Origin of the sequence: Salinadaptatus halalkaliphilus (genome assembly GCF_006543045.1) — an archaeon.
Lineage (GTDB): Archaea > Halobacteriota > Halobacteria > Halobacteriales > Natrialbaceae > Salinadaptatus > Salinadaptatus halalkaliphilus.
This window is the reverse complement of the sequence record NZ_RBZW01000003.1, coordinates 154449-172827: the sequence shown is the minus strand read 5'-3', so window position 1 is coordinate 172827 and position 18379 is coordinate 154449. Positions and strand designations below refer to the sequence as shown.

Here is an 18379-nt window from a genome sequence, read left to right as displayed (position 1 = left end):
TAGTGACCGTCTGTTCGGCAGGATCGTTGATATTCTTTGGCAACTGCTCGAGGGCGGGCAACGAAAACCAGTCGGTCGGCCGAACGCGGCGAGATGTCGAGCACACGGAGCACAGGATTCATACGCGCCTCGAGCGATGCACACCGTATGCAAACGACCCGCGTCCTCCAGGTCGACGCCTTCACGGACGAGCCTCTCGCCGGCAATCCCGCGGGCGTCGTCCCCGACGCCGACGAACTCTCGCCAGCACAGATGCAGTCGATCGCCGCCGAACTGGCCGTCAGCGAAACGGCGTTCCTGCGCTCGAGCGAGGCGGCCGACCGCCGCATCCGCTATTTCACCCCAACCCAGGAGGTCGACCTCTGTGGGCACGCGACGATCGGCTCGTTCGCCCACTTACAGGATGAGGGTCTCGAACCCGGCACGACGACGCTCGAGACGAACGTCGGCGTCCTCGAGATCGAGGTCGAATCGGATGGTACCGTCTGGATGACCCAGGACGAGCCCCGGATTCGCACGGTCGAGGTCGGCTACGACCGGGTCGCCGATGCGTTGGGTGTCCAACAGGCCGCCCTTGAGGGTGCCAGCGACGATATTCCGTTGGCCGTTGCCTCGACCGGGCTCCCCTTCCTGATCGCGCCGATTACGTATCTGTCCGACCTCGGCGACGCCGACCCCGACATGGCCACGATCGAAGCGCTAACCGACGACATCGAAGCGACTGGGATCTACTGCTTTACCTTCGACGCCCTCGAGGCCGAGTCGACGCTGCACGGCCGGATGTTCGCACCGGGTGCGGGCGTCCCCGAAGACCCCGTCACCGGCACCGCGAGTGGCGCCGTCGCTGCCTACCTCGAGCACTTTGGCGCGTTCGACGGCGATCTGCCCGAGGAGGTACGACTCGAGCAAGGTCACTACGTCGACCGGCCGGGGACGGTCCGCGTTCGACTCGACGAGCGCGTGCGGGTTGGCGGTCGCGGGGTGACCGCACTGGACGGATCGCTCGTCGTTCCCGACGACGAGGACGACGAGATTCTCGAGGCCTGATACGGTCTGGGGCGGGGATCTACCGGCGAAATTATAGACTGGTCGGGGGGTCGCCGATACTGCCGGACAGCGCTCCGAACGAAATCACTCGGCCGTCGTCAGGAGGTCGAAATAGGGGCGGAGTTCGTCGTCGTCGACGCGCAGTCCGACCGTCTGTTGGTCGTCGTCGTAGGTGACGAGAGCCGCCTCGAGCAGGTGTGGGAGATGCAGGTGGTAGAGGCCGGTGAGAACCCGCTCGTATCGGTCCCTGGTCGGCTCGCCTTCGTGGACGGCGATGTATTCGGCGACATCACCGAGCGGGACTGCAGCTGGTTTGTGGCTAAGATACCGTAATGCATGCTGTCTGCGTTCGTTCGAGAGCACGTCGAACATCGTCGTCGGGTCGATGTCGGGACTATCAGTACCGTCGTCCGGATCGATTGCGTAGGACTTCATGCTGACTCCGTACTCGGCTTACGCGGCGTCCCCGCGACTAACTCGTCATTACGCGACTTCAGCGGAGCGTTGATTGATAACTAGCCGGCGAATACAAATAAATTCTGGTTCTCGAAACTGAATATTACGGAGACTGTCATCGAGAGCTGATATACTTCCCATAGCGACCGTCTCACTCGAGAAGATCGGGATCGTACGCCGGTTCCTCGTCGTCGTAGACTTTTTCGACAGTGACGAGCCAGTTTGGCGCGGCCGTCAGCGGCGTGACAATCTGCCACTCCCCTTCGACCCGTTCGTTGTTGGCAAAGGCACTGACCACGAGGGCCTCGAGTGCGTCTTCGAAGGAGGGCTGACGTGTCGAGTCTCGAGTGGTTTCTGGAGGAGTCATTGGTATCAGAGGGGACAAATCGGACGTTGGGTCCGGGTGTAACCTCCACACGTCCCCGGGGCGTGCAGCGAATATAACGATATCGGCTCGACGAATGCCGGACGGCTCGGGACCGACTGGCGAAATTCGCCAGTTACGCCCAAAACTCATTCGAGGGCGAGTTGCGAATCGTGGCTATCGTTCGCAACCTTCTTTATTCACTCACCAGTCCACGTAGATAGCAATGGCTGTACTCTGGCTGGACGAGATCAGCGCCGACGACCTCGAGACGGTCGGCGGCAAAGGTGCCTCCCTGGGCGAACTTACTGGTGCTGGATTGCCAGTCCCACCGGGGTTCGTGGTGACCGCGGGGACGTACCGATCGTTCATCGAATCGGCCGACATCGACGACGAACTGTTCGAGGTCGTCGACGTCGATGCCGACGATTCGACCGCGCTGGCCGACGCCGCCGAGCGCGCACAGGAACTCATTCTCGAGACGCCGTTTCCCGACGAGCTTCGCGAGGAAATCCTCGCGTCCTACCACGAGGTTGGTGAAGACGACGAGGCGGCCTTCGTCGCGGTTCGCTCCTCGGCGACGGCAGAGGACTTGCCCGACGCCTCGTTTGCCGGCCAGCAGGAGACGTTTCTGAACGTCACCGAGGCAAACCTTCTCGATCGCGTTCGAGAGTGTTGGGCGTCGTTGTTCACACAGCGAGCGATCTACTACCGCCAGGAGCAGGGGTTCGATCATTCGACGGTCAACATCGCCGTCGTCGTCCAGCAGATGGTCGACGCCGAAAAATCCGGCGTCATGTTCACCAGCCATCCCTCGACCGGCGAGCCGACGATGATCATCGAAGCTGCCTGGGGGCTTGGCGAAGCCGTCGTCTCGGGTGCCGTCTCACCGGACAATTACGTCATCCCACGTGACGAAGAAGAAGTCGATGTCACGGTCGCCGACAAGAAGGTCATGCACGTCAAAGACGAGGACACTGGCGAGACGATCGAACGCGCGGTCCCCGAAGACAAACGCAACGCGCGCGTCATCGACCAGGACGAAATCGACGGTCTCGTCGAACTCGGCGAACACGTCGAAGACCACTACGGTGATCCCCAAGATGTCGAGTGGGCGATCGCCGACGACGAGATCTACATGTTGCAGTCGCGCCCGATCACGACGATCGACGACGCCGACGACGCCGACGCCACAGACGCAACCGCCGATCCAGTCGACGGCGTCACCGACGGCAGCGGCACCCAAGCGACCGGCGCCAAGACGGGGACCGGGAGCGGTTCCGGCGATGTCATCGTCGACGGGCTGGGCTCGAGTCCGGGCACCGTCTCCGGGCCCGCGAAGATCGTCACGAAACTCGACGATCTCGCGAAAGTCAGCGAGGGCGATGTCATCGTCACCGAGATGACCATGCCCGACATGGTGCCTGCGATGAAACGCGCCTCGGGCATCATCACTGACGAGGGCGGCATGACCAGCCACGCCGCCATCGTCTCCCGGGAACTGGGCGTCCCCGCCATCGTCGGCACCGGCAACGCCACCTCGATCCTCGAGGACGGCCGCGTCGTTACACTCGACGGCGACAAAGGCGCAGTCCTCGAGGGGAGCGAGGTCGACCCCGACGAGGAGACCGAACCCGTCGAGGAGGTCCGCCCGCAGTCGCCGGTCAAGCCGATGACCGCCACGGAGGTCAAAGTCAACGTCTCGATTCCGGAAGCCGCCGAGCGCGCGGCGGCGACGGGTGCCGACGGCGTTGGTCTGCTCCGAACCGAGCACATGATTCTCTCGCTGAATCAGACGCCCGAACAGTACATCGCGAACAACAGCCCCGACGACTACACCACGGAACTGGTCGAGGGCATCCGCGGCGTCGCCGACGAGTTCTACCCCCGACCCGTTCGCGTGCGCACCCTCGACGCCCCGACCGACGAGTTCCGCCAACTCGAGGGCGGGGAGGACGAGCCAGCCGAACACAATCCGATGCTCGGCTACCGAGGCATTCGCCGCTCGCTCGACCGGACCGACGTCTTCGGCCACGAACTCGAGGCGTTCCGTCGGCTCTACGAGTTGGGCTACGACAACGTCGAGATCATGTTCCCGCTGGTCAACGACGCCGAGGATGTCTACCGGGCGAAACGCGAACTCGAGAACGCGGGGATCGACCCCGACAAACGCAAGTGGGGCGTGATGATCGAGACGCCAGCCTCCGCACTCTGTGTGGAGGAGATGGCGGCGGCGGGCATCGACTTCGCTTCGTTCGGGACGAACGACCTAACCCAGTATACGCTGGCGGTCGACCGGAACAACGAGAACGTCGCGGATCGGTTCGACGAACTCCACCCCGGCGTCTTGCGACTGATCGGCGACGTCATCGAAACCTGTCGCGAGCACGATGTCGATACGAGCATCTGCGGCCAGGCCGGCTCGAAGCCGGAGATGGTCCAGTTCCTCGTCAACGAGGGCATCAGTTCGGTCTCGGCGAACATCGACGCCGTCCGCGATGTCCAACACGAAGTAAAGCGAGTCGAGCAGAAGCTGCTGCTCGATTCGGTTCGGTAACGCTCGGACGGCTGGTGGCGCCTCACGGCTGTACTGTAGGCTCGTATTCGCCAGCGTGGGTCGATCCTATCCTGCAATCGATCTTTGGGGTACTAGAACCCGTCTCGAGCGACGAGGACGATCGCGAGCGTACAGGCTATTGTGGCGAAGCCGGCGAGGATCAAAAAGACGGTGACAGTAGTACCATACGTGAGCGCCCCACCGACGATGGTCGCGCCGAGCGAGCCGACACCGAAGATGCCGAGGTAGGTATAGCCAAACGAGAGCCCGCGCGAATCCGGCGGCGAGTACTTCGCGATGGTCGCTTGGGTCAACGGCTGTAAGGCAAAGAGAACGAATCCGAGTGCGACACTTATCGCACCGAGGGGTGCGAGGCCGGCCTCGGCAGCGGGCGTGTAGACGAGCGCGATGACCACGAGGGCGCTCAGACAGGCGACCACACCCCGTTCGGGCGGCAGTCGGTCGGTGAGTTTCCCACCCAGGTATTGGCCACCGATGCCGACGGTCAACAGCCCGACGTAGACGTACTGGGCGAGATCGAACTCGTCGGCGACGGGACTGTCAGGTCCGAAGAAACCGAGTTCGATCGCCCCCAGATGCGTCGTGAGAAACTCATCGAGCATCTCGGGAAGGAAGGTGAGAATCCCCCGGTAGTAGAGGCCGTTGAACATGACGAGCACGAAGACGATCGTAAAGCCGACCGTAAACACCCGCCGGGAGCCACCGAGAAACGCCGTGAGCGATCGAATTGGCTCGTCCTGTGTCGCCGCCTCGGCCTCGAGTGCTGCGGTCTCGTCGAACGAGGCCAGGACGCCGACGACAGCGGCCACGAGTGCGGGGATCGCGAGGGCGACGGCCACGAGTCGCCAGTCGACGACGAGCAACAGGAGCGCGGTCGCCAGCGGCCCAAACGCGATGCCGGCGTTGCCCGCCATGCCGTGGTAGGCAAAGGCCGTCCCGCGGACGTCGTCCTGAACCCCGTTGCTGATCAGTGCGAGTCCTGCCGGATGGTAGACGCTCGCTGCGATTCCCCAGACGCCAAGCGCCAGCGCGATCGTGACGACAGTCGGCGAAACGCTCAACAGCAGGAAGGACAGCCCCATGCCAGCGAGACAGCTGACGATCAGCCGTCGAGAGCCGTACCGATCGACGAGGATGCCACCCGGCAAGGCCCCGACGCCGAACAACCCGTAGCCGACGGTGACGACGGCTCCCAGGACCGCGGCTGTCACCGAAAACTCGAGCAGCCAGATCGTCATCAGGATCGGAATCGACAGCTCGTAGGTGTGGACGAGCCCGTGAGCGGCCATTACGAACCCCGTGATCGACCGATCGTTAGCGTTCAGATCTATCACCTCGAGCGTCGCCGTCGGGGTCGACACCGGCCGTCGGTCGGTCCCGATTTCGGTGCATGTCACCGATCCACCGGGCCACCGGATTGTGTCTTTCGATTACCCGTTGGCGGGTAGCCCGCGAAGGCAGGCCCAACGGGTTTGTCCATCGCTACGATATGCCCGAGCATGACCGACAATGGCCGCGAACTCGGCGTCGATGTCGGTGCTCTCGACGACGAGCTCGAGAGCCACGACTACCCGACGAGTCAGGACGATCTCCTCGAGGAATACGGCGACCGGGAGGTGGTGATGGGCGACGAAACGATGACGCTCGAGGAACTTATCGGGCCGATGGGGGAAGACGAGTACGAGTCGGCCGACGAGGTCGAGCAGGCGATCATGAACATGGTGAGCGACGAGGCAATCGGACGGAAGAACTACAGCGACCGAACGCCGCCGGCGGCGGGCGAGGACCGACAGGACGAGGGTGCGCCGGAGCAAGAGGGCCAACGCGAACAGGAGTCGTTTTGATTCCGTGTGACGAACACTCGGATTCGGAGCTGATTACTCACTGATTCCGCGCGACGAGATGCGCGATGTCGATCGTCGTTCGTAGCAGGCGCTGATCGGTTTTCTTCCCATGTATTGGTGCTGACAGATCGATGGACGAAACCGTGCTTGCAGCGACGGTACCATCACAGCCGATGGGGCCGTCCCGTCGTCGTCCGATCTGCCACAAGCGATACACGTGCCGTACGAGAGGAACCGGTATGGGAGAGCAACCGTACGAGCGATTTATAGATCTGTTTTCTGAAACGCCGGTGAAAATATACGACCACGCTCCCCCCGACAACGTTCAGGAAGCGAATATCGTCAGCGGCATTATCGGCCGGTTACGAGAAGACGAGTCGGTGTGGGCGCGACGGGAAGTCAATCTGTGGGAAATGATCGAGGTGTTGGACGGACGACAGCGTCCAGATGCGGTCGGAAAACAGTATCAACACCCGATACAGCCGGATATCGATCTGCTCTACTGCGAGACTGATGGGGCGACCCAACAAAGCCCACTCGTGGCAGTTGAAGCGAAGCATTTTGCCAAACAAACGGGAGATGGACGCGTCATGCCGAAACTCCGTTCCAACGACGGCTTTTACGCTGGGCTGGGGCAGGCCCTTTCGCTCCTCCTGATGGGCGTCGAGTACGTGTTTCTCGCCCACTTCGTCTCGTTTCATCCGGATTACTGGAACGGTGAGAACCAGAACGATCTCATGACCGCCCATCGGACGGTGACGAACCTCTATGCCCGGAGCATCTGTCGTCTTATCGATGCGTTCGATCTCCCGATCGGCTACATCGCCGCTGGAACACGACCTGCGGCGGATGCAATCGCCGCGTATCCGGTGACCGTGAAACCACCAACGAAAAATCCGTTCGTCGATACGACGAGCGGGAACCGCATTCGAGGATTGTTATACGACTCCTACAACAGTCTCGGACAGCAGTGATACGGGTTGCTGTACCGATGTCCCGGCGGTGAGTCGAACTGTGTGAGACGAGCCTCGGTCGAGGAGCGAAGCGAGTCAACCGGTGCAACCGCTGTCCGGGTCGCGGTTGCGCCGGAAATGACTGACAGTAAACCGTATGACTCACGTCAGTCGTCGTCGTCCTCGAGTTCGGTTTGAGCCTGCCGTCGCTGGGCGCGTTCGATGAATTCCTGGGGGAGTTCGTCGATTTCGCCGGCTTGAACGCCCCAGAGGTGCGAGTAGAGGCCAGCGTTTGCGAGCAGTTCCTCGTGAGTACCACGTTCGACGACCTGTCCGCCTTCGAGGACGAGGATCTGGTCGGCATCCTTGATCGTCGAGAGACGGTGGGCGATGGCGAAGGTGGTTCGTTCTTCGGTCAGGTGATCGATCGAACGCTGGATGAGCATCTCGGTCTCCGTATCGACGTCACTGGTCGCCTCGTCTAACACGAGGATATCGGGATCTTTGAGCACGGCCCGAGCGATGGCGACGCGCTGGCGCTGGCCGCCCGAGAGTTTCACACCGCGTTCGCCGACCATCGTGTCGTAGCCGTCGGGCAAGTTCTGGACGAACTCGTGGGCCTCCGCAGCCTGTGCGGCCTCGACGATCTCCTCCCGACTCGCGTCGAACGACCCGTAGGCGATGTTCTCCTCGACGGTCCCGTAGAACAGAAACGACTCCTGGCCGACGTAGCCCATCGACTGGCGCAAACTCGAGAGCGACACCTCACGGATATCCTGGCCGTCGACCCGAATCGAGCCCCGATCGACGTCGTAGAGCCGGAGCAAGAGCTTGAGGACCGTGGACTTGCCGGCACCCGTCGGACCGACGAGTGCGACCGTCTCGCCGCCGGCCACGTCGAACGAGACGTCATCGATGATCCGCTCGGCCGTCTCGTCGTCGTACTGGAAGCTGACGTGGTCATACTCGACGCGTCCATCTCGGATCTCGAGCCTGTCCGCGTCCGCGTCGCGCTCGATGCGCCCCTCTTCGTCCATCAGGCCGAAGATACGCTCGCTCGAGGCTTCCGCACGCTGATACATATTGATGACCTGGCCGAACTGGGCCATCGGCCAGACGAGTTGCTGGGTGTAGAGGATGAACGCGACGAAGACACCCTCTTGTAAGGTGCCCGTGAACGGACCGGGACCGCTACCCGTAAAGACCCAGTAACCGCCGACGACGAACGTGAGGACGAAGCCGACCCCCGAGATGAGCTGCAGCGTCGGGAAAAATCGAATGCGCAGCCAGATCGCCTCCCAGTTCGTGTCGTAGTACTTCTTCGAGACATCCTCGACGCGGTCGGATTCGTAGCGCTCGGTGTTCGAGGACTTGATGACGCCGATCCCGCCGAGGTTGTTCTCGAGCCGGGAGTTCACCTTGCCGACCGACGAGCGGACGGCGGCGTACTTCGGCTGAATCTTCTTGACGAAAATATAGGTGAAGATCCCGATCAGCGGGACGGGCGCGAGCGAGACCAGCGCCAGTTGCGGCTCGAGCCAGAACAGCAGCAAGCCGATGCCAAGCACCATCACGAGCAGCCGCGTCGCCGAGTTCAGCCCCTCGTTGAGAAAGCGCTCGAGCTGGTTGACGTCGTTCGAGAGAACCGACATCATCTCTCCGGTCTGGCGGTTCGCGAAAAACTCCATATCCAGCCGCTGCATCTTGTCGTAGGTCGCGGTCCGGACATCGTGTTGGACCTCTTGGGAGTAGGAGTTGAACCCCCAGTTGCGTAGCCAGTGAAAGATCGCGCCGAACGCGAACGAGGCCGCGATCGTGATCGCGACGAACCAGAACTGCCCGTCCTGGGTCGTCGGGAGCCACGCCTCCGGAAGCACCACCAGCGGCACTTGCTCGGCGAACGCCGCATCGCCGAAAATCGCGTCGATGGCGACGGCCAGCAAGAGTGCCGGTAGCAGATCCAGCGCGCGGGCGAGCACGCTCGAGGCGAGACCGACGCTCATCGAAACCCAGTAGGGGCGGCCGTACTCGAAGAGCAACCGTCGCATCGGGCTCTCGACCTGATCCCGTTGCTCTTCGAACGGATCGTCGTCGTCCCAATCGACGCCCTCCATTGCGTTCATTTCGGGGAGGGCTGGCAATAAGGGTTTGCGACGAATCGAAACACTGCGCTGGCGCGGATTCGCTCACGTGTACTCGATTTCAACCCTGTCGCCGACCGCCATCTCCGTCTCGTTGGCGTAGCCGCGTGGGACCTCGAGGACGTACTGCGCTCGGCCGCTGTACTGGAGATCCTCGCCGTCCTCGCCGGGGTCGGGAGCGCGGGCGTGCTCGATCGACGTGATCTCGCGATCGGCGTCGATAAAGACGATGTCGATGTCGAAGTCCATCTCGCGCATGACGTAGGTTCGGTCATCTTCGCTCGAGTGGACGAACAGCATACCGTGGCCCGCTTCGAGCGACTCGTGGTCACTCAACCCGGTATAGCGCTCTCGAGTGGTGTCTGCGACGGCGGCGTCGACGACGGCTTTCGGCTCGCCGTCGGCCTCGAGAACCCGAACCTCGGCCCGGTCCTCACCCCAGAGAGCGGGGAGGACACCGGCCTGAACGAGTGCGACGCCGAGTACCGAGAGAAGACCGACGAGCAGTATCACTTTCCAGACGCGGACAGCGACCATGCGCTGTGGTGTGCCACGAGAAAGTAAAGGTTATTCGGACGCGGGGACTTGCATCGAATGCGGGCTCGTGGTCTAGCTGGTCATGACGCGGCCTTTACAAGGCCGAGGTCGGTGGTTCGAACCCGCCCGAGCCCACTATTGCTGTCGCGAACAATTCGTGAGCGACAGCAATCTGACGTGAGGGCGGTTCGAACCAGACCAGTCGCAGCGGCCGAACGAAGTGAGGCCGATCGTCTGGGCGAGGTTCGAACCCGCCCGAGCCCACTTCCTGCTGCGAGCAAACTCGCGAGCAGCAGGTACGTGGACCGAGGACCTCGAGGTGACAAGGTACGCACTCACTCTCGACGAACGGCCCTACTCGAACTGGTTCGAACAACCCGAGGGTGTCGAATCGATGCCACGAGACGGAGCGGCCCTAATACCACACTGCCGGGAGTCCGACTGCGGTTGGAGCGAGTAGTCAGTGCTTGAGCCGCGCGACGTTTTCTTTGATCTGGCTGAAGAAGCTGTCACCGGATTCAGCCTCGAGTGCGGCGTGTAATGTCGAATTTTCGGGTTCGTCACGGATGACGACTCTGAGATAGGGCTCGAGTTGCTCGAAGTTGTCGTCGAGGATCACCGTGTGGTTGTCTTCGTCGTGGTCGACGACGCCGGCGTCGGCCAGTTTTGGAACGTGACACTGCACGGAAGAGACGTAGACGCTCTTGTACTCGTTCTTCGCTACTTCGTCAGGCGGGATGTCGTGTTCCCAGCCAGCGACGCGCTCGGCCAGTGCCGACAGCTCGATCGGCTCTTCACGCCCCCGGAGCGCGTACAGCAGATACCGGCGCCGCCGGTTGGCGAGCAACTCGAGGATAGTGTCAGCCGAGAGCTCACGCGTCCCCTGACTCGAGGTAAGTGCTGCCATAACACGATCTTACTCCCGTGAGCGGAAAAGGGTGTCTTGAATATCCAGAAATCCGATACGCAGGATCCAAACCCGTGATTTCCGGCTGTATCCTCACCATTAGGAGTCTGGTGCTTGCACACGCACTGGCGGCGCAACGGTGGGAATGTCATCGAGGCCGGCACGAACGACGGTTGGACGACAGCGTGACACGTCCGCTGTCGAACTATTGGACTGCGATCGTGCAAACCCATCGCCCGACCCGTGATCGTGATCCCTACCCGAGGAATCCCAATTCGAAATCCTTTTTTATACCATGGACGGAGGTAGAAGTGCGCCGCCTTAGCTCAGACTGGGAGAGCACTCGACTGAAGATCGAGCTGTCCCCGGTTCAAATCCGGGAGGCGGCATTTCTCTCGCGAACAATCCGTGAGCGAGAGAAATCTATCCGAGCGGATTTGAACTAGGCTGAGGTTCTGCGAGCGAGGTGAGCAGGTTCTCAGGCGTAGTTCACAATCCGGGAGGCGGCATCATACTCACGGTTCAAATGCCTGCGAGCGTTGCGTGTGCGCAGCAGGAACCGATCAGCTATTCTACGTTCTGAACGGAGGCCGTTCGAACCTCGCGTCGTTCCGGCAACCGGACCGGTATGTGCGTCACTCATACGGTTTACTGTAAGTCATTGCCGGCGCAACCGCGACCCGGGCGGCGGTTGCGCCGGTAAACCGTTACAGCAATCCGTATGACTTCACCCGATCGAACGCCGATGCGTGCTCTTTCCATGTCCCTACCCACTCGGGTTCGTCGTTGGACATCTCTTCGGGTGACATACGTGACAGGATTCGCTCGAGCGTAACCGTACTATTTCTCCCCAAATTATAGAAAGTCAAGGCGAATACCCCCGCCTTCCCGTGAGGGACGAGTGTTCCGACCTGAGCGGTCGGAACCGAGGACTGAACAGGCGGGGGATGAAGCCGACACGGTGAGCAACAGACCACCGAGTGACAGCCCGGCAGGATATTCCACCGTCAACCGATACTATTAATACTATTCTACCCATAACTAGTTATAAAGCAGGGCGATGCTAGAAACGACCCGCACCTACGTTGCCACAATCACGAACTACCAGCAGGTTCGTGACGCTCTCGACCAGTGCGGGTTTGCAGCATCGAAACTGTGGAACGTTGGTCGCTACTACATCCAGGGCCGGTGGGACGACGACGGTGAGATTCCCGACGAGAAAGAACTCAAATCGGTGTTGAAAGACCACGAACGCTACAGTGACCTCCATTCTCAGTCAAGTCAGCGAGTTCTCGAAGAGCTTGCTGAGGCGTTGACGGGCTGGTACAACTCCGACAACGGCAACAACCCACCGGGCTACCGGAAACGTGGCGACCGACACCCGCGCTCGACCGTCACCTGGAAACAGAAAGGCATCAAACACGACGACAAGCACGGACAGGTTCGCCTCTCGAAAGGCTGGAACCTCAAAGACGGGCGCTCAGATTTCATTCTCGTGGAATACGAGACGCGCCCGGACGTAACTATCGAGAACATCCAGCAGGTACGGGCGGTCTGGAACGGCGACCAATGGGAATTGCACCTCGTCTGTGAGAAAGCAATTCCCGTCGAAGATGCACCCGGTGACAAGACCGCCGGAATCGATCTTGGGATCAGTAACTACCTCGCTATCGACTACGAAGACGGTCCAAGCGAGTTGTATCCGGGCAACCGGCTCAAAGAGGACAAGCACTACTTCACCCGCGAAGAATACCAGACAGGAGGAGAGAATGGTCCATCCAAGCGGGCACGACGCGCTCGCCGGAAACTCTCTCGCCGAAAAGACCACTTCCTGCACACCCTCTCGAAACACATCGTTGATCGATGTATCGAGGAAGAAATCGGCACGATAGCCGTGGGCGACTTGAGCGACATTCGTGAGGATGAGGACGGCGACTCACGGGATTGGGGCCAGCGCGGAAACAAAAAGTTGCACGGGTGGGAGTTTGACCGCTGCACTCGTCTACTGGAATACAAGGCCGAAGAACACGGAATCCTCGTGGACCGGGTGGACGAAGAAAACACCTCGAAAACCTGTTCGTGTTGTGGACAGATTCGTGAAGCCAATCGCGTCGAGCGTGGGCTGTATGTCTGTGAATCGTGCGAAACCACGATGAACGCAGACATCAATGGTGCGGTGAATATCCGCCGAAAGATAACTCAAACTCCCCCAACCGGGGATATGAGTAACGGCTGCTTGGCACAGCCCGGAGTCTACCTGTTCGATACAACCACGGGTGCATTTCACCCACAAGAACAGGTCGACTGCAAACCCTAATATCCCAACGCTCGGGATTCACCCCGCCTTCAGGCGGGTGAGGATGTCAATGCGTGTCATTCGACACCGAGTGCTCCGCCGATTTGAAGCGGATGATTTTTGGAGCCTTCGACGTGTTCACTGGTCGCAATAATAAAATCGAGATTACTTCTCAAACTGCCGAACCAGCCTGTAGCGGACGAGCAGCAGGAATGCACAGAGTGCGCCACGTTTGCGTGTCTCTACGAAATGAAAGGCGACGTTGTAGTGTTGGCTCCATGCTGTGACTGTCCCCACGATCTGAGTCGGATGGATGTCCCGTCTTGCCATGCAACCACGATTCCGGAGTAGTGTCTGCCACGATGTCTCGACGATCACAGGAAGAGGGTGTGGCCATTCGGCCGCCCGCTGTAGCTCGCGTTCGAATCGGTCCCGTTCCCAGGTGATCGCAGTGAGAAAATCGTGGCCGGACTTGCGTTCGATTGCGAAGTGTGGACGATACGTGTCGAGCTCGGAATCGTGTGTACAGTATTCCGGAACGGTGTAGTCACCCGTCGAGAGCGTCACGTCTCGTGTCTCGACTGGCAGGTTGTCGAATCCCCACGGGCGCTGCTCGCGCGTATCTCGGAGAACAGTTGTTGGGATTGAATCGGTCTCTCGAGTTTCAGCCATCAGTTGGGGCTGGACCTGGCATCACGGGTAAACGTTCGGTCGGAGACGATCAAAATCCCGCCTTCTCCAGTTCGTCGAGAAACGCTGGTCGGTTCGAGTGTTTGTCCTTCAGAAAGTCGAGGAACTCCTCGAATCGCTCCTCGGGGACCAGACACTGCATCTCTTCGAGGTGGTCGGCAATCTTCCGATAGTGACGCCGTCCGGTCTCACCAGCGGCAAACGGAATGCGTAGTTCCCGGTAAAACTCGAAGTACTCGACTGGATCGACGGTTGCGACTGACTCCCGATACTGACGAACCAGCGAGAGATTCTCGCTTTCTTTCAGTTCCGCAAACGCTTTTTCGCGCTCACCTTCGTGGACGTACATCCTGATGAGGTTCTGTCGGTCATCCTCGAACTGCCGTTCGAACTCCTCGTAGAGTGATAAGGGTACGAGCGCATACCCCCGTCTTCCCGTGAGTGACGAGTGTTCCGACGCTCCGTCGGAACCGAGGAGCGAACAGGCGGGGGTTGAGCGGACAACTCATACGGATTGCTGTAACGATTTACCGGCGAAACCGCAGACGGGTCGCGGTTTCGGCGGTAACGACTTACAGTAAACCGTATCAGTCACCGACCACGGACGGTGGATGACGGATTTCCGACCGCAAGTGTTTTTGTATGGCCCCGTGTAGCATGGAACGCTACGGAATCGGTGAGATGCCGGCCCCGAACCACAAGGGGTGGCGAACCAGCGGTGGTTCGCACGGCGATGACACGGATTCCGATGGGGCCTGTTTGGCCGGGCCACAGCCCTACACAGGGGAGAAAAGGATAGTTTCGCCGGTATCAAGCGAGAGCAAAGCTCTCGCGGACCGTCGGAAGACTGTGTCTTCCGAGATGCTGCCGGTTCCCCTTGAGTGCGGGTTGGGACCTCGAACGCCACGCTCGGCGGAAATCCGATGGTCGGATTCCACGTCCTTCAGGGCGTGGAGGAGGTCAATATCGCAGCCGTCTCAGTAGAGACGATACTATCGCTATTTCCGAGTAACTCCTCGATCTCCGTTGGCCCATAGATCTCCTTGATAATACAGTAGAAGTACGACGGCGTCCCGAAATCATAGACGAGGCTGAGTCTGTCGCCGTCCCAGAGGTCGGCACGTTCGGCGACTTCTCCGACCGTCATCTCGCTGGCTTTCGTGTACGTCGGATCTGCCACTTTTTCGTACTGGTGGTCAGGAATCACGTTGAGGCTAGAGTCCAGATATTCGTCTTCGAGGCCGTACATCCGGAGGTGGAAATCATCGAGCGTGGTGAACCGGCAGACGAGTCGGTCCAGTTCAGCCATCGTCGTGTCGGGACTGACAACGACATCGTACCACTCTTCGCGTGCGCGACCTTTCTGCTTCCACCGGAGACGGTACCCGACGGTCCCGATCCGCCCGGAGAGATCATCGTCTCGTTGTTGTGTTTCCGCTACTCCGTTGATCGTATTCGACCAGCAGTACGAACAGATTATCTCCGGTGCGTCGCCCTCGAAGCCTTCCTTGTCGATATCGTGGTGGGATACAAACTCCGGAAACGGAACTTGTTTGCTTCGGAAGCTACGGTTTCCCCGACTGCACATCTTCTCGCCGGGTGCAGAGTGTCCAAGTGAGAAGGGATCGTCATCCCCAGTTTCATCGACCTCCGTATCGATGATATGTGCCACTGTTCCACTCCCGATCTCGATATCAAATCTCTCTGTTTACTCACTCATTGTATCGTTCCTCGAGATTATCTAGTTCACGCCGGAACTGCTCGTTGTTGATCGGCGGTTCCGTCGTCGTTCGTGCTTCTAGAACGCCAGCGTACGTGTCGAACTCTTCGGGGGTTGGATCGGTTGCGAGGATGCAATCGGCGTAGCTATCAAGTGCTCGCTGGATCGTCCGTGCGTAGTGGTCGTAGGCACCATCGATCCAGTTCGATTTCTCGTCGACCTCCTCGAACACCGCCCGATAGACGGTCGCAGCGGCCAGGTGCCGGTCGTGGTCACGGTACTGGTCTGCGAGCCCGAAAAACCGCGAAAAGTCGATGGCCTCGTACACAACCGGATCAGCGTGCTGCTCGAACAGTTGTGCGATTTCCTCGCGGTACGCGTCGACTGATTTGTGGTCGTCACCAAATCGTGCGAGAAACTGTTCGCGCAACTCCGAGTGTTCGGCGAGGGCGTCACGAACAAACGCACGCAAGTCGTTAGCCGACACGTCGTCCAAGACCGTCTCTATGTCCTCGCTTTCGTCCTGTGGCGGGGTTGCGGCAACGTCCAGTAATACTGCAACGACGTGCTTGCAGTCGCCGCCGCCGTCGTACGGGCACGTACACTGTGTGTCGATGCTCTGCCCGCCGAATTCGATCGTCACATCGTACAGTGTCGATCCCCGGACAGTCGCGGTAACGAGGTCGTCGAAACGGTCGAGCTCCCGAACGCGTCCCTCCTCCCGATAGGTTTCTCCGCGATCAAATACTGCGTCGGAGCTTCGATTCCGGACCGTTTTTCGGTCGACGTTCATGTGTTGTCCTTCGATACGAGAACCTAATCTGATTTTGGTGTCGGGTCGCCGAGCGTGCGGTCTGCTCCGACGACGATGTCGCGCCACAGCGAAGTCGGATCGTACTCGTACTTGCCGCTGAGTCGGTAGATTGTCATTCTCTTGTATCTTCTTCGGCTCGGACGGTTGTGAGTTCGTCGGTGATGTCTTCTTGGAGGGATTCCAAGTACCGACATGGCAGATCACAATTCAGATCTGCCGGATCTCGTCGATCGTGACGACGTCATCTGGTTTCTCGAACGGAACGACATCTCGCTTCCGGACGGGCTAACGATGGAGACAATCAAGTCCCGGGGAAGCTGGTGGGCCATCGACGAGGAATCGTTCAGTTTCCGCATCGAGCGCCATCCGTCGGGACCGTTCTCCTCGACCTCTTCGACGGGGAAGAGGATGCCGACGCCCGCCCGGTGGCACGTCCGCAAGCGGTACACCTACGATCTTACGACCGGCGAGTGGGAGGTGACCGAACTCATGCGGGAGTTCGATTTCGACCCCGCGTTGCTCGTGGGCGCGGAATTCGAACGGCTACCGAATAAGGACATCTGGGACCAGGCAATCGACCGCGCCAGAGACGCGGACGGCCCGAAGAGAGTACTCGACGAGCAACTAACCGTCACAGAGACGTTCTATCGAGCCACGTTTGCCGACCTGCCCGATAACCAACTGGACGAGATACTCGCCGTACTCGAGGCGGAGTTCCGGCGGCGAGCAGGCCTCGATTGATACGGATTGCTGTGACTCTTTCCCGCCATGCTGTCACGACCCTCCCGTATCAACCCCTGTCGTGGCTGGTCTGTCGAATCCTGCCGAACGTAATCACAGCAGTCCGTATGATGAGTGTCCTGAAGGTTTTATGCGAAGCGGACCAACACATATCCATGCCGTTCAGCGTCAGTTGGCACACGCTTCTCGACGAACTTGACGATCTCTCCAACGGTGCCGAGCTCATCACACCGCTCTCTCACGACCGATTCCGCATCACAGACGTACAGGAACACCGTGTCGTCGTCACGTTCACGGAGACGGAGGAACGAATGCCCCTTCAGCGCGAACAGTTCGAAACCCTTTACCGGCGGATACGGGAGGTAGACAGTGGTTTCGACCTCGATCGACTTCCACCAGATGCCGCTCCATACCCCGCTGTACTGAGTCTTCATCCTCGCTTCGAGATCGACGAGCAGACGGGGACCATCACGGAAAAAGAAGGCACGACTGCTACGCAACTGGTTGGTGACGAGACAGGGACGGACGAAAGCGAGCGCGTCGAACCTGATGGAGTGGACGTCTATTCGGACGCATTACTTCTCATCGACGCGCTCGAGCGTCACGACGTGTCCGATCTTTCTGAACTGGAGACGAACATGCTCGTGAATCTCTACACGCTGTGTTCGGACGTTCAGCGAAACGCCAACGAGTTCCGACAGGATGTCGCTGACGTGTTGCTCGACAGACTGCATCACGACCAACCGGTCCACGGCCAGTACGGATCCGTTCAGCGGACATCACGCCGCAACCGCTCGCTCAAGGATGACGAGGAAGTACTAGCCGTGTTGGAGGACGAAGGGATCGACCGGAAACGTGTGACGAGCGTCGATTCGAGCAAGGTCGACGAGGCTCTGGAGGTGACGGAGCTCCCGGAGTCGGCCGTCTACGAGATCGACGAGAGCGAATACGTCCGGAAATCCGAGGTCGACGAAGACGTCAAAGAGTCGCGTCTCCAGGGGCTGAAAGACCGCCTAGCAGCGAGCGAAGAGGAAGAGACCGACGATCTACGACGAGAAATCGACGCACTCGAAGACCGGATTGACGACCTCACGAGTTTTAGTACCGGATCACAACTGCAACGGTAAACTACCCCTCCCTACTCCCTCGGCGCATACGCGCCTCGCTCCTTGAGGCCGGGGGCTCCCCCTCGAAATTGCTGAATCGACTACCCTGTAATGCTTGATAGTAATACGGTACTTCAAATCCGGGAGTCTCGAGCGTGCTCGAGGTCACAATCCGGGAGAGTTTC

16 protein-coding genes, 2 tRNA genes and 1 pseudogene are annotated in these 18379 nt (G+C 60.0%); 9 read left to right on the top strand and 10 right to left on the bottom strand.

The window, feature by feature from the left end; all coding sequences use genetic code 11:
• The first annotated feature begins 147 nt into the window (after positions 1 to 147).
• Positions 148 to 1047: a PhzF family phenazine biosynthesis protein gene (locus D8Y22_RS00915; RefSeq protein ID WP_141462674.1), complete on the top strand. Its 900-nt coding sequence runs from the start codon at positions 148 to 150 to the stop codon at positions 1045 to 1047.
• 84 nt (positions 1048 to 1131) lie between these two features.
• On the opposite strand, the gene D8Y22_RS00910 is transcribed toward D8Y22_RS00915, so the two are convergent.
• The gene (locus D8Y22_RS00910) at positions 1132 to 1482 is read right to left on the bottom strand and encodes a DUF7344 domain-containing protein (RefSeq protein WP_141462673.1); all 351 of its coding nucleotides are present in this window, start codon (positions 1480 to 1482) and stop codon (positions 1132 to 1134) included.
• A 172-nt stretch (positions 1483 to 1654) separates the two neighbouring features.
• The gene (locus D8Y22_RS00905) at positions 1655 to 1870 is read right to left on the bottom strand and encodes a hypothetical protein (RefSeq protein ID WP_141462672.1); all 216 of its coding nucleotides are present in this window, start codon (positions 1868 to 1870) and stop codon (positions 1655 to 1657) included.
• A 223-nt stretch (positions 1871 to 2093) separates the two neighbouring features.
• On the opposite strand from D8Y22_RS00905, the gene ppsA reads away from it, so the two are divergent.
• Positions 2094 to 4424, top strand: a complete 2331-nt coding sequence (ppsA, locus tag D8Y22_RS00900; RefSeq protein ID WP_141462671.1) for a phosphoenolpyruvate synthase — start codon at positions 2094 to 2096, stop codon at positions 4422 to 4424.
• Positions 4425 to 4516: 92 nt separating this feature from the next.
• Here ppsA and D8Y22_RS00895 read toward each other — a convergent pair whose 3' ends face one another.
• Entirely contained in the window at positions 4517 to 5734 is a 1218-nt protein-coding gene (locus tag D8Y22_RS00895) for an MFS transporter (RefSeq protein WP_141462863.1), read from the bottom strand.
• A gap of 210 nt (positions 5735 to 5944) precedes the next feature.
• Here D8Y22_RS00895 and D8Y22_RS00890 point away from each other — a divergent pair, with 210 nt between their 5' ends.
• Entirely contained in the window at positions 5945 to 6289 is a 345-nt protein-coding gene (locus D8Y22_RS00890) for a DUF5789 family protein (protein WP_141462670.1), read from the top strand.
• 239 nt (positions 6290 to 6528) lie between these two features.
• Positions 6529 to 7263: a hypothetical protein gene (locus D8Y22_RS00885; RefSeq protein WP_141462669.1), complete on the top strand. Its 735-nt coding sequence runs from the start codon at positions 6529 to 6531 to the stop codon at positions 7261 to 7263.
• Between the two features lie 146 nt (positions 7264 to 7409).
• Here the strand turns inward: D8Y22_RS00885 and D8Y22_RS00880 are convergent, their stop codons facing one another.
• Positions 7410 to 9356, bottom strand: coding sequence for an ABC transporter ATP-binding protein (locus D8Y22_RS00880; RefSeq protein WP_141462668.1), 1947 nt, complete (start codon positions 9354 to 9356; stop codon positions 7410 to 7412).
• Positions 9357 to 9428: 72 nt separating this feature from the next.
• Positions 9429 to 9920 (bottom strand): DUF192 domain-containing protein, encoded by a 492-nt coding sequence (locus tag D8Y22_RS00875; RefSeq protein WP_141462667.1) that lies wholly within the window; start codon positions 9918 to 9920, stop codon positions 9429 to 9431.
• A 61-nt stretch (positions 9921 to 9981) separates the two neighbouring features.
• Here D8Y22_RS00875 and D8Y22_RS00870 point away from each other — a divergent pair.
• Positions 9982 to 10055: transfer RNA gene (locus D8Y22_RS00870), tRNA-Val, on the top strand.
• Between the two features lie 325 nt (positions 10056 to 10380).
• On the opposite strand, the gene D8Y22_RS00865 is transcribed toward D8Y22_RS00870, so the two are convergent.
• Complete coding sequence (locus D8Y22_RS00865; RefSeq protein WP_141462666.1) at positions 10381 to 10827, bottom strand: DUF7344 domain-containing protein; 447 nt, start codon at positions 10825 to 10827, stop codon at positions 10381 to 10383.
• A 315-nt stretch (positions 10828 to 11142) separates the two neighbouring features.
• Between D8Y22_RS00865 and D8Y22_RS00860 the strand changes: the two genes are divergently transcribed.
• Positions 11143 to 11216, top strand: a tRNA-Phe gene (locus D8Y22_RS00860).
• A gap of 671 nt (positions 11217 to 11887) precedes the next feature.
• Complete coding sequence (locus D8Y22_RS00850) at positions 11888 to 13144, top strand: RNA-guided endonuclease InsQ/TnpB family protein (RefSeq protein WP_141462665.1); 1257 nt, start codon at positions 11888 to 11890, stop codon at positions 13142 to 13144.
• Positions 13145 to 13288: 144 nt separating this feature from the next.
• On the opposite strand, the gene D8Y22_RS00845 is transcribed toward D8Y22_RS00850, so the two are convergent.
• From D8Y22_RS00845 to D8Y22_RS00830, 4 genes and pseudogenes are all read right to left on the bottom strand, one after another.
• Entirely contained in the window at positions 13289 to 13795 is a 507-nt protein-coding gene (locus D8Y22_RS00845; protein WP_141462664.1) for an ERCC4 domain-containing protein, read from the bottom strand.
• Between the two features lie 49 nt (positions 13796 to 13844).
• A pseudogene (locus D8Y22_RS00840) lies at positions 13845 to 14219 on the bottom strand (SWIM zinc finger family protein); the annotation flags it as partial.
• Between the two features lie 537 nt (positions 14220 to 14756).
• Complete coding sequence (locus D8Y22_RS00835) at positions 14757 to 15485, bottom strand: hypothetical protein (RefSeq protein WP_246084319.1); 729 nt, start codon at positions 15483 to 15485, stop codon at positions 14757 to 14759.
• A gap of 40 nt (positions 15486 to 15525) precedes the next feature.
• Positions 15526 to 16326 carry an SWIM zinc finger family protein gene (locus D8Y22_RS00830; protein ID WP_141462663.1) on the bottom strand — a complete coding sequence of 267 codons (801 nt, stop codon included), beginning with the start codon at positions 16324 to 16326 and terminating at the stop codon, positions 15526 to 15528.
• Positions 16327 to 16539: 213 nt separating this feature from the next.
• On the opposite strand from D8Y22_RS00830, the gene D8Y22_RS00825 reads away from it, so the two are divergent.
• A complete protein-coding gene (locus D8Y22_RS00825; protein WP_141462662.1) occupies positions 16540 to 17088 on the top strand; it encodes a hypothetical protein in 549 nt (182 codons plus the stop codon).
• 155 nt (positions 17089 to 17243) lie between these two features.
• On the top strand, positions 17244 to 18215 hold the full coding sequence (locus D8Y22_RS00820; RefSeq protein WP_141462661.1) for a DUF2800 domain-containing protein: 972 nt from the start codon (positions 17244 to 17246) through the stop codon (positions 18213 to 18215).
• The last annotated feature ends 164 nt before the right edge of the window (positions 18216 to 18379 follow it).

Bases quoted from the DNA above. Each gene is read 5' to 3' on its own strand.
- D8Y22_RS00890 (WP_141462670.1), top strand. From the start codon at position 5,945: ATGACCGACAATGGCCGCGAACTCGGCGTCGATGTCGGTGCTCTCGAC.
- D8Y22_RS00880 (WP_141462668.1), bottom strand. From the start codon at position 9,356: ATGGAGGGCGTCGATTGGGACGACGACGATCCGTTCGAAGAGCAACGG.
- D8Y22_RS00825 (WP_141462662.1), top strand. From the start codon at position 16,540: ATGGCAGATCACAATTCAGATCTGCCGGATCTCGTCGATCGTGACGAC.
- D8Y22_RS00865 (WP_141462666.1), bottom strand. From the start codon at position 10,827: ATGGCAGCACTTACCTCGAGTCAGGGGACGCGTGAGCTCTCGGCTGAC.
- D8Y22_RS00850 (WP_141462665.1), top strand. From the start codon at position 11,888: ATGCTAGAAACGACCCGCACCTACGTTGCCACAATCACGAACTACCAG.
- ppsA (WP_141462671.1), top strand. From the start codon at position 2,094: ATGGCTGTACTCTGGCTGGACGAGATCAGCGCCGACGACCTCGAGACG.
- D8Y22_RS00845 (WP_141462664.1), bottom strand. From the start codon at position 13,795: ATGGCTGAAACTCGAGAGACCGATTCAATCCCAACAACTGTTCTCCGA.
- D8Y22_RS00915 (WP_141462674.1), top strand. From the start codon at position 148: ATGCAAACGACCCGCGTCCTCCAGGTCGACGCCTTCACGGACGAGCCT.
- D8Y22_RS00875 (WP_141462667.1), bottom strand. From the start codon at position 9,920: ATGGTCGCTGTCCGCGTCTGGAAAGTGATACTGCTCGTCGGTCTTCTC.
- D8Y22_RS00885 (WP_141462669.1), top strand. From the start codon at position 6,529: ATGGGAGAGCAACCGTACGAGCGATTTATAGATCTGTTTTCTGAAACG.
- D8Y22_RS00830 (WP_141462663.1), bottom strand. From the start codon at position 16,326: ATGAACGTCGACCGAAAAACGGTCCGGAATCGAAGCTCCGACGCAGTA.
- D8Y22_RS00905 (WP_141462672.1), bottom strand. From the start codon at position 1,870: ATGACTCCTCCAGAAACCACTCGAGACTCGACACGTCAGCCCTCCTTC.
- D8Y22_RS00820 (WP_141462661.1), top strand. From the start codon at position 17,244: ATGCCGTTCAGCGTCAGTTGGCACACGCTTCTCGACGAACTTGACGAT.
- D8Y22_RS00895 (WP_141462863.1), bottom strand. From the start codon at position 5,734: ATGGCCGCTCACGGGCTCGTCCACACCTACGAGCTGTCGATTCCGATC.
- D8Y22_RS00910 (WP_141462673.1), bottom strand. From the start codon at position 1,482: ATGAAGTCCTACGCAATCGATCCGGACGACGGTACTGATAGTCCCGAC.